We start from the raw sequence: 8,766 nt of genomic DNA on the forward strand, positions 1-8,766 counted from the left end.
CCGCGCTTATCCCGCGCTTACCCCCTCCGGGGCAGACTGGCCTGGTGAGAGTGCTGGTGGTGGAAGACGAGCGGCTCCTGGCGGACACGATCGCCGAGGGCCTGCGACGGTTCTCCATGGCCGTCGACGTCTGCTACGACGGGGGCCAGGCCCTGGACCGGGTGGGGGTGCACGGCTACGACGTCGTCGTGCTCGACAGGGACCTTCCCGTCGTGCACGGCGACGAGGTCTGCGCGGCGGTGATCGGGACCGGCGGCGAGGCGCGGGTCCTCATGCTGACGGCCGCCGCCGACGTCGACGACCGGGTCTCCGGGCTGGGCCTCGGCGCCGACGACTACCTGACGAAACCGTTCGCGTTCGCCGAACTCGTCGCGCGGGTACAGGCGCTGTCGCGGCGCGCGCGGCCGGCGCTGCCGCCGGTGCTGGAACGCGGCGGCGTCGTCCTTGACCTGCCCCGGCACCAGGCGTCGCGCGACGGCCGGTTCCTTCCCTTGTCCCCCAAGGAATTCGCCGTGCTGGAAGTGCTGATGCGCGCCGAAGGGACCGTGGTCAGCGCGGAAGAACTGCTGGAGAAGGCGTGGGACGAGCACGCCGACCCGTTCACGAACGCCGTCCGGGTGGCGATGATGACGCTGCGCCGCAAACTCGGTGAGCCGCCGCTGATCGAGACCGTGCCCGGGGCCGGTTACCGGTTCGGATCGTGAAACCGCTCCGGATCTCCGTCCGCACCAAGCTGACGGCGCTCTACGGCGGGGCGTTCCTGATCGTCGGGCTCGCGTTGCTGATCGTCAACTACCTGCTGGTGAGTTCGAAACTGCCGGACACGGCCGCCTTCGCCGACACCGCCGCGGGCATCTCGGTCCAGCGTACCCAGGCGTACCCGATGGACTCGGCGACCATCATGCCCGCCGAACGCGCCCAGGCCACGCAGCTGGTCGCGACCTCGATCACCGAATACCGCTCGGACGTCCTTTCGACACTGCTGTGGCAATCGCTGGTGGCGCTGGCGATCGCCGGCGCGCTCGCGGTGCTGCTCGGCTGGCTGATGGCGAGCCGTGTGCTGCGACCGCTGCACGCGATCACTTCCACCGCGCGGAAACTCGAGGTCGAGAACCTCGACCGGCGGATCGATCTCGACGGCCCCGACGACGAACTCAAGGAACTCGCCGACACCTTCGACGGCATGCTCGACCGGCTCGCCGTGTCGTTCGACAGCCAGAAACGCTTCGTCGCCAACGCGTCCCACGAACTGCGGACCCCACTGGCCGTGCAGCGCACGCTGGTCGAGGTGGCGATGGCCGACCCCGACGCAGGTCCGGAGGTCCGGAAACTCGGCGAGCACCTGATCTACACCAACGAACGCAGCGAACGGATGATCGAGGGCCTGCTCGTGCTCGCCCGCAGCGATCGCGGCCTGGCCGCGCGCGGTCCGGTCCGGCTGGACGAGGTCGCGGCGACGGTGATCCGGTCGGCGGCGGCCATGGCCGAGGACGCGGGCGTCACCGTCGAGTCGCGGCTGCGGCCGCGGACCGTGTCCGGCGACCCCGTGCTGCTGGAACGGCTGGTCACGAACCTCGTGCACAACGCCATCACCTACAACCGCAAGGGCGGGTGGGTCCACGTCGACATCGGCGGCGATCCGGCGCTGGTGGTGCGCAACACCGGCCCGCAGGTGCCGCTGGACGCCGTGCCCGCGCTGTTCGAACCGTTCCGGCGGCTGTCGGGCGACCGGACCGGCGACTCGCGCAACGCCGGGCTCGGGCTGTCGATCGTCCGGTCCATCGCCCAGGCGCACGGCGGGGCCGCGGGCGCGGAACCGGGCGGACGCGGCGGACTGGTCGTCCGGATCCGGCTGCCCTAGATTCCCCCGATCGTGACTGTGTGTGTCCAGCGCGTCACGCGGCGAGCCGTGGATTACTCCAGCAGAATGCACTTGCGGTCATGAACAAAATAGTGAGCAGGACACATGACATCGGCGCGCCTCACACGTCAAGGCGACGCGCCGTTTTAACGTGGACACCCACAAAGGTGAAGAATCGGGGAGGCGAGAATGCGAGCGCTACGGGTGGTCGGGCTGCACGAGGACGGTAAGTCCATCGTGTGCGAAGACCCGGCGAGCCGCACGCGCTTCCTGCTCCCCGCGGATGAGAGGCTGCGAGCGGCGGCGAGGGGTGACATCACCCGCCTCGGCCAGATCGAAATCGAGTTGGAGAGCCAAATGCGGCCACGCGAGATCCAGGCACGAATCCGGGCCGGTGAGTCCGTGGAGCAGGTCGCGAGCAGCGCCGGCGTGACCGTGCAGCGCGTCGAGCGGTTCGCGTACCCGGTCCTGCTCGAACGATCCCGCACCGCCGAACTGGCGCAGCGCGCTCATCCGATCCGCGAAGACGGCCCCGACGTGCAGACCCTCGGCGAGGTCGTCGCGCACTCCTTCGGGCAGCGTGGCCACGACTACAGCCAGGCGACCTGGGACTCCTGGCGCGGCGACGACGGCAAGTGGGTCGTCGTGCTGAGCTGGAAGGCGGGCCGCTCGGACAACCGCGCGCACTGGGCGTTCGCTCCCGGCGCGCACGGCGGCACCGTGCAGGCGCTCGACGAGAACGCCGAAGTCCTGCTCAACCCCAACGCCTACCACGCCCCGCGCACGGTCCGGGCGCTGGACCCGGCCAAGGAGCCGGCTGTCCAGCCCACTCTCGATTCGGCTCCGGACGAGCCGGTCGCGAAGGTGATCGACGCGCCGATCGCGGAGCCCGACGAAGACGTCGAGCCACCACTCACGGCTGACGAGCCGGAGGAAGTGGCCGAACCCGCCCCACGGGCGAAGGGGAAGAAGAACCACCCCATCGTTCCATCCTGGGAAGACGTCCTACTGGGCGTCCGATCGCAACGAGGTTGACTTCGCACGTAATGGCCCCTTCCGGTGGAGGGGCCATTACGTGCGTCCGGGGACCAACGCGACCAGCGCTTTCGGCGCCACGAGGCAATACGCGTCGGTGACGATCTGGTTGATCTCGGCCCAGTCGACGTCGACGTCCACCCGGACCCCGATCCAGCCACTGTGCCCGACGTACGGCGGCCGGAAGAACCGCTCCGGCTCGGCTCCCACCAGTTCTTCCTGCGCGCCCGGCGGCGCCGGGCACCAGAACGCGACCTTGTCGTCGTGATGCCGGTCGGCGTACTTGACGAACGACTTCTTGCCGCGCACGAACCACGCCGGCTCGCCGTGGCTGAGGCGCTCGGAGGTCTCCGGCAGCGCGAGGCACAGCCGTCTGAGTGAAACGAGCGGGTCACCGGCCATGGATCTCAGTATCCTCGTGCGAGGGGGAACTCATGCACGATTGGTACATCCGCACCGTCCGGTTGCGATTCGAGGTGTTCACCGGGGTCCCGTACGTCCACGTGTCACCGAGGGAATGGGGGATCGCCCCGGCGGATGTCCGCGGGATCGCGCGCGGCCGCGGCTACCTGGAAATCGCGCCGATGTACCCGGGCTGCTCGAGTTTCCAGTACGCGCCGCAGCACGTCCCGCCGGTTCCCCTTTTCGACGGACCCGACCGGCCGGACAAGAACCGGGAACGCTGGCTGCGCAACCACCTCGACGGCTCGGACCGGGTCTGGATCAGTCTCAGGCACGCGAACCTCTCCGCCCGGCGTGTCGCGGAAGTCGCCGAAACGGAGGGTCTGCGTGTCGCGGCGGACTTCAGCGATCAGAGCGACCGGATCCTCCTGCTCGGCCGCGACCCGGCGCCACCGCGGCTTCCGCTGCCTTCGCCCATCGGAGGCCGGTTCCGCCCCGTGTGGCTGAACGGCATCGCGCCCGTCGCGATCGCCGTCCTGTTCGTCGTCGCGGCGCTGGCCGTCGGAGCATCGGACGAATTCGAGAACCCACTGGCCAATCTGCTGTTCTTGGCCGCTTTCGTCGGAGCCGTCCCGGCCGCCTTCACCACCGGGCTGTTCCCGCGCACCTCCAGGCTCGGCTGGCTCGCGCGGGAATTCGACGGGAAGTCCAGGGTGGATGTCCCGATGCGCGCCTACCAGGTCTCTCCGGATCTGGTCGTGCAGATCGCCGGGTATCACGGTTACGCGCTTCACGCGCTGACCACGACACAGGCGGGCGGCCAGATCCTGAAGTTCGCCAAACGCGTCTGACTAGAAGACGACGACCAGCACGCCGATCCACGCGATCACGATCCCCGCGGCCGCGCCGAACGACGCCCACCGCACGATCGGCACCCGCCGCGCGAGCCACAGCGACGGACTGATCCCGGCGGTCACGACGGCGGACGCGAGCAGCGCGAGCCAGCCGTTGGTCTCCCGCGCGAGGGTGGACGCCAGCGCCAGCATCGCCACGACGACCACGGCCGCGACGAACGCGGAGATGGTCAGCCCGGTCAGCCACGGGGTCGGTTCGCCCTCGGGGTCCGGCGTGCCGAAGAGACGGCGCGCGAGTTCGCTGCGGGGTGCGGGGGCGGGCGGGTCGACGACGACGCCTTCGCCGGAGACGGGATCGACGAACCGCACCGAGGTGCCCATCGTGGCGGCGACCCGCTGGGCGAGCTGGCGGCCGCGCTGGGAGACCACGGAAACGGCTTCGGCGCCGGAGTCGCCGACGACGGACGCGACGCGCGCCCATTCGTGCAGCGCCTGGGCGAGGTCCGAGCCGATCGCGAGTGAGTGCGGGTCGACTTCGCGCGCGCTTTCGCCGCCCGGCCCGGCCAGCACCGCGCGTCCCTCACGGATCCGCAATTCCATGGGTTCTCCTCGTGATCGCTCGGGTGCTCACGATAGCGGTGGACGCGTCTCGTAGAACGCGATCGCGCCCGCCGTCGCGACATTCAGCGAATCGACGCCGTCGGGCATCGGGATCCGCACCGCGACGTCGGCGGCGGCGATGGCCTCATCGGTCAGGCCGGGGCCTTCCGCGCCCAGCATCAACGCGACCTTCTCCGGTGTTTGATCCCGTAACTGGCGCAGGGAAACGGAATCCGCACGAGGAGTGAGGGCCGCGATACGGAAACCGCGTTCCCGCAGCAGTTCCAGGTCGCCGGGCCAGGAGCCGAACGTGGCGAACGGGACGCGCAGCACATGCCCCATCGAAACGCGGACGCTGCGCCGGTACAACGGGTCCGAACAACCGGCGCCGAGCAGGACCCCGTCGACGCCGAGCGCGGCCGCGTTGCGGAACAACGAGCCGAGATTCTCGTGGTCACCGACGCCTTCCAGTACCGCGAGCACGCGTGCGCCGTCGATGACGCTCTCGACGGTCGGCGGCGGGACGGGCCGGTCCGCGACGGCCAGGATCCCGCGATTCAGATGGAATCCGACCACGTCGGCCATCGTCTCGGCCGAGGTCACATAGCCGGGGACGCCGACGCCGTCCAGGTCGCCGCTCAATTCGTGGAATCGCCGCTCCACGCCGAGCAGGGCGCGCACCGGATAGCGGGATTTGAGCAAGCGCTCGACCACGACCGTGCCTTCGGCGATCACAAAGCCACGCCCACCCGGCCTATCGGGTCGCCGATCGGCTGTGGACAGGTTTCGGAAATCGTCGAGGCGCGGGTCGTCCCGGTCGTCGATGGTGATCAGTTCGGCCACCGGGAGAGTGTGTCATCCGCCCACCTGCGCGCCGTTTGCGTCCGAACGTCCGGGACGGAGTGGTACGAATGGCGGTTTTTTGCTGTAAGTTAACCCCTGGTGACAGAGAGCACCAGTTTGGCCGCTAGCCGGGCGACGACGTCGCGTGAAACCGTTGGGCCGCCTGGCAGTCCCGCCTGGATCCCGCGGAGCGTGGCCAATAAGGAGCTCGACGAACATGGGTAAGAATCTTTCGGCGGACCCCTGTGAACCGCAAGATCGTGGACGTTACCGCCGAAAGGTCCAGCGTTGTCTCGACACTTTGGCCCGAATGCTCACCGACGGAAGCTTTTCCTTCCCTCGTAAGAACATCGGACTCGAGGTCGAACTCAATCTCGTGGACGCCGAGCTGCGCCCGTCGATGACGAACACGGCGGTGCTCGAAGCGTTGAACGATCCTTCGTTCACCACCGAACTCGGCCAGCACAACCTGGAGCTCAACGTGCCGCCGCGGCCGCTGGCCGGCGAGTCCGCGCTCCAGCTGGAGGAAGATCTCCGCGCGTACCTGGGCGCCGCCGCGCGCACGGCCGAGGGATCCGGCGCCTCGCTGGCGATGATCGGCATCCTCCCGACGTTGCGGCACGAGCACTTCGACCAGAAGTGGCTCACCAACAACGCCCGGTATTCGCTGCTCAACGACCGGATCTTCGCCGCGCGCGGCGAGCGGACGGTGCTTTCGATGGAGGGCGCTCCGCTGCCCGGCAGACAACCCGAGCGCCTGCGCAGCTACTCCGAATCGATCCTTCCCGAGGCCGCGTGCACCTCGGTCCAGCTCCATCTGCAGGTCGCTCCGGAGGAGTTCGCGGCGCATTGGAACGCGGCGCAGGCGCTGGCCGGGGTCCAGATCGCGGTCGGCGCGAATTCGCCGTTCCTGCTCGGCAAGACGCTCTGGCACGAGACGCGGATTCCGCTGTTCCTGCAGGCCACGGACACCCGGCCGGAGGAGCTGAAGAACCAGGGCGTGCGGCCGCGGGTGTGGTTCGGTGAGCGATGGATCACGTCGATCTTCGACCTGTTCGAGGAGAACGTCCGGTATTTCCCCGGTCTGCTGCCCGAGACCGACCGGGAGGACCCGATCGAGGCGCTCGACTCCGGTCAGGCCCCGAAGCTCACCGAACTGCGGATGCACAACGGCACCGTGTGGCGCTGGAACCGGCCGGTCTACGACGTCGTCGACGGCATGCCGCATCTCCGGGTGGAGAACCGCGTGCTGCCCTCGGGCCCGACCGTGGTCGACATGGTCGCGAACGCGGCCTTCTTCTACGGCGCCCAGCGGGCGCTGGCCGAGGCCGACCGTCCAGTGTGGACACAGATGTCGTTCCAGGCGGCCGAGGAGAACATGTACGCGGGGGCGCGCCGGGGCTTCGACGCGCAGCTGTACTGGCCGGGCATCGGCTGGATCCCGCCGGACGAGCTGGTGCTGCGGGTCCTGCTGCCGCTGGCGCACGAGGGACTGCGCCGATCGGACGTTTCGGACGAAGCGAGAGAGCGCTATCTGGGCGTCATCGAGCAGCGCTGCCTCACCAGGAGGACCGGCGCGGCGTGGCAGCGGGAGTTCGTCCTGCGCGCGGAGGAGCGCGGCGCCGAACGCGAAACCGCGCTGAACCGGATGCTGGGCCGGTATCTGGAGCTCTCGGCCACCGATACGCCGGTGCACACCTGGCCGCTGGAGGCTTAAGGTTTCCCTCCAGGGAGGTGGCTCGTGCCCAAGATCATCGGCCGGTCGCTGGAGGAGCACCGGCGCGAGGTCCGCAGCAGGGTGTTCGACGTCCTGCGCGGGCAACTGTACGAGCGCGGATTCGACGCGATCACGCTCGCGGGGGTCGCGGCCGAAGCCGGTCTCGGCCGGACGGCGATGTACAACCACTTCCCCGACAAGGAAAGCCTGCTGGTCGCCTTCGTCGAGGACGAGGCGACGCGGTACGTCGAACGGCTGACCGCGGCCGTCGCGACCGCCGACACCCCGGTCGAGAAGCTCTCGACGTTCGTCCGGCTGCAACTTCGCGTGCTGGCGGAGTACCACCTGCCGCCGGGGACGGCGCTCGCGTCGGCGCTGGCGCCCGCCGCGTACCGGCGGATCAGCGCGCACGCCGATCCCATCACCGGCCAGCTGCGGGAGATCCTCGCCGAAGGTGTGCCGGACGAGGATCCGGACGTGCTGATCCCGATGATCACCGCCGCGCTGGGCAGCCGTCAGGTCGTCGACGTGCCACCCGAACGGCTGGACGACGCGATCGAAGGAGCGGTCCGTTTCGTGCTCAGAGCGGTCGGCATGACGGAGAAATCGTGAAGATTAGGGTAGCCTAACTCGCAGTTGTGCCTTACGCTCTTTCTGACAGCATGTCAGATCGATGCTTTGGAGGCTGTGTCCATGCCGGTGACCACCGACGTCGAATCCGGGCCGTTCTCCGCGAACCTGCGCGCCTCCACCATGGCCGCCCACGAGCGGGCCAACCACTCCGAGTACATGAACGCGCTGCTCGGCGGCGAGCTCTCGCTCGAGGGCTACACCCGGCTGGCCGTCCAGTACTACTTCATCTACCAGGCCATCGAGCGCGCCGCCGACAAACTGGCGAAAGACCCGGTGGCGGGCAAGTTCGTCTTCGAGGAGCTGCGGCGGCTGCCGAGCCTCGAACGCGACCTCGAACACCTCGTCGGCCCGGACTGGCGCGAGACCGTCCGCCCGCTGCCCTCGACGGAGCGTTACGCCCAGCGCGTGGCCGAGGCGTCGGGCTGGTCCGGCGGGTTCGTCGCCCACCACTACACCCGCTACCTCGGCGACATCGCCGGCGGCCAGGTCATCCGGCGGCTGCTGGAGCGCAAGTACGCCGTGAGCGACGCGGGGTCGCTGTTCTACCACTTCGACCAGCTGGGCAGCGCGCCCAAGTTCCGCGACAACTACCGCGAACAGCTGAACTCGGCGCCGTGGAGCGAGGACGAGCGCGCGCGGCTGATCGAGGAGGCGATCGTGGCCTTCGAGTGCAACATCGCGGTTTTCGACGAGCTGGCGGGCGAGCTGGACTCCTACCGGGCGGCCTGACCCCGGTTCGGCGCACCGCCCGGCAAGTGTCATGAAAGGGTCGTTCAGGACGTTTTTCGTCCTGAACGACCCTTTCATGACATCCCGCTGAC

10 protein-coding genes are annotated in these 8,766 nt (G+C 69.0%); 7 read left to right on the forward strand and 3 right to left on the reverse strand.

The genetic code is table 11. The features are described from left to right. The first annotated feature begins 44 nt into the window (after window positions 1–44). From AB0N89_RS28590 to sepH, 3 genes are all read left to right on the forward strand, one after another. A complete protein-coding gene (locus AB0N89_RS28590) occupies window positions 45–704 on the forward strand; it encodes a response regulator transcription factor (RefSeq protein ID WP_364210423.1) in 660 nt (219 codons plus the stop codon). Then, window positions 701–1,861: an ATP-binding protein gene (locus AB0N89_RS28595; RefSeq protein ID WP_364210426.1), complete on the forward strand. Its 1,161-nt coding sequence runs from the start codon at window positions 701–703 to the stop codon at window positions 1,859–1,861. The genes AB0N89_RS28590 and AB0N89_RS28595 overlap by 4 nt, the downstream gene beginning before the upstream one ends. A 189-nt stretch (window positions 1,862–2,050) precedes the next feature. Beyond that, window positions 2,051–2,896, forward strand: coding sequence for a septation protein SepH (gene sepH, locus AB0N89_RS28600; protein WP_364210429.1), 846 nt, complete (start codon window positions 2,051–2,053; stop codon window positions 2,894–2,896). 36 nt (window positions 2,897–2,932) lie between these two features. On the opposite strand, the gene AB0N89_RS28605 is transcribed toward sepH, so the two are convergent. Then, window positions 2,933–3,298 (reverse strand): MmcQ/YjbR family DNA-binding protein, encoded by a 366-nt coding sequence (locus tag AB0N89_RS28605; RefSeq protein ID WP_364210432.1) that lies wholly within the window; start codon window positions 3,296–3,298, stop codon window positions 2,933–2,935. Window positions 3,299–3,330: 32 nt separating this feature from the next. On the opposite strand from AB0N89_RS28605, the gene AB0N89_RS28610 reads away from it, so the two are divergent. Beyond that, window positions 3,331–4,149 (forward strand): hypothetical protein, encoded by an 819-nt coding sequence (locus AB0N89_RS28610; RefSeq protein WP_364210435.1) that lies wholly within the window; start codon window positions 3,331–3,333, stop codon window positions 4,147–4,149. Here the strand turns inward: AB0N89_RS28610 and AB0N89_RS28615 are convergent, their stop codons facing one another. Beyond that, window positions 4,150–4,752 (reverse strand): DUF2537 domain-containing protein, encoded by a 603-nt coding sequence (locus AB0N89_RS28615; protein WP_364210438.1) that lies wholly within the window; start codon window positions 4,750–4,752, stop codon window positions 4,150–4,152. A gap of 27 nt (window positions 4,753–4,779) precedes the next feature. Further along, window positions 4,780–5,595: an RNA methyltransferase gene (locus tag AB0N89_RS28620; protein WP_364210441.1), complete on the reverse strand. Its 816-nt coding sequence runs from the start codon at window positions 5,593–5,595 to the stop codon at window positions 4,780–4,782. Window positions 5,596–5,812: 217 nt separating this feature from the next. Here AB0N89_RS28620 and AB0N89_RS28625 point away from each other — a divergent pair, with 217 nt between their 5' ends. From AB0N89_RS28625 to AB0N89_RS28635, 3 genes are all read left to right on the forward strand, one after another. After that, window positions 5,813–7,312 (forward strand): glutamate-cysteine ligase family protein, encoded by a 1,500-nt coding sequence (locus AB0N89_RS28625; protein ID WP_364210444.1) that lies wholly within the window; start codon window positions 5,813–5,815, stop codon window positions 7,310–7,312. A 24-nt stretch (window positions 7,313–7,336) separates the two neighbouring features. After that, on the forward strand, window positions 7,337–7,924 hold the full coding sequence (locus AB0N89_RS28630) for a TetR/AcrR family transcriptional regulator (RefSeq protein WP_364210447.1): 588 nt from the start codon (window positions 7,337–7,339) through the stop codon (window positions 7,922–7,924). 81 nt (window positions 7,925–8,005) lie between these two features. After that, the gene (locus AB0N89_RS28635; protein WP_364210450.1) at window positions 8,006–8,674 is read left to right on the forward strand and encodes a biliverdin-producing heme oxygenase; all 669 of its coding nucleotides are present in this window, start codon (window positions 8,006–8,008) and stop codon (window positions 8,672–8,674) included. Window positions 8,675–8,766 lie beyond the last annotated feature (92 nt).

The organism is Amycolatopsis sp. NPDC089917 (genome assembly GCF_040684635.1).
Taxonomy (GTDB): Bacteria; Actinomycetota; Actinomycetes; order Mycobacteriales; family Pseudonocardiaceae; genus Amycolatopsis.

Bases quoted from the DNA above. Each gene is read 5' to 3' on its own strand.
- sepH (WP_364210429.1), top strand. From the start codon at position 2,051: ATGCGAGCGCTACGGGTGGTCGGGCTGCACGAGGACGGTAAGTCCATC.
- AB0N89_RS28605 (WP_364210432.1), bottom strand. From the start codon at position 3,298: ATGGCCGGTGACCCGCTCGTTTCACTCAGACGGCTGTGCCTCGCGCTG.
- AB0N89_RS28610 (WP_364210435.1), top strand. From the start codon at position 3,331: ATGCACGATTGGTACATCCGCACCGTCCGGTTGCGATTCGAGGTGTTC.
- AB0N89_RS28615 (WP_364210438.1), bottom strand. From the start codon at position 4,752: ATGGAATTGCGGATCCGTGAGGGACGCGCGGTGCTGGCCGGGCCGGGC.
- AB0N89_RS28625 (WP_364210444.1), top strand. From the start codon at position 5,813: ATGGGTAAGAATCTTTCGGCGGACCCCTGTGAACCGCAAGATCGTGGA.
- AB0N89_RS28635 (WP_364210450.1), top strand. From the start codon at position 8,006: ATGCCGGTGACCACCGACGTCGAATCCGGGCCGTTCTCCGCGAACCTG.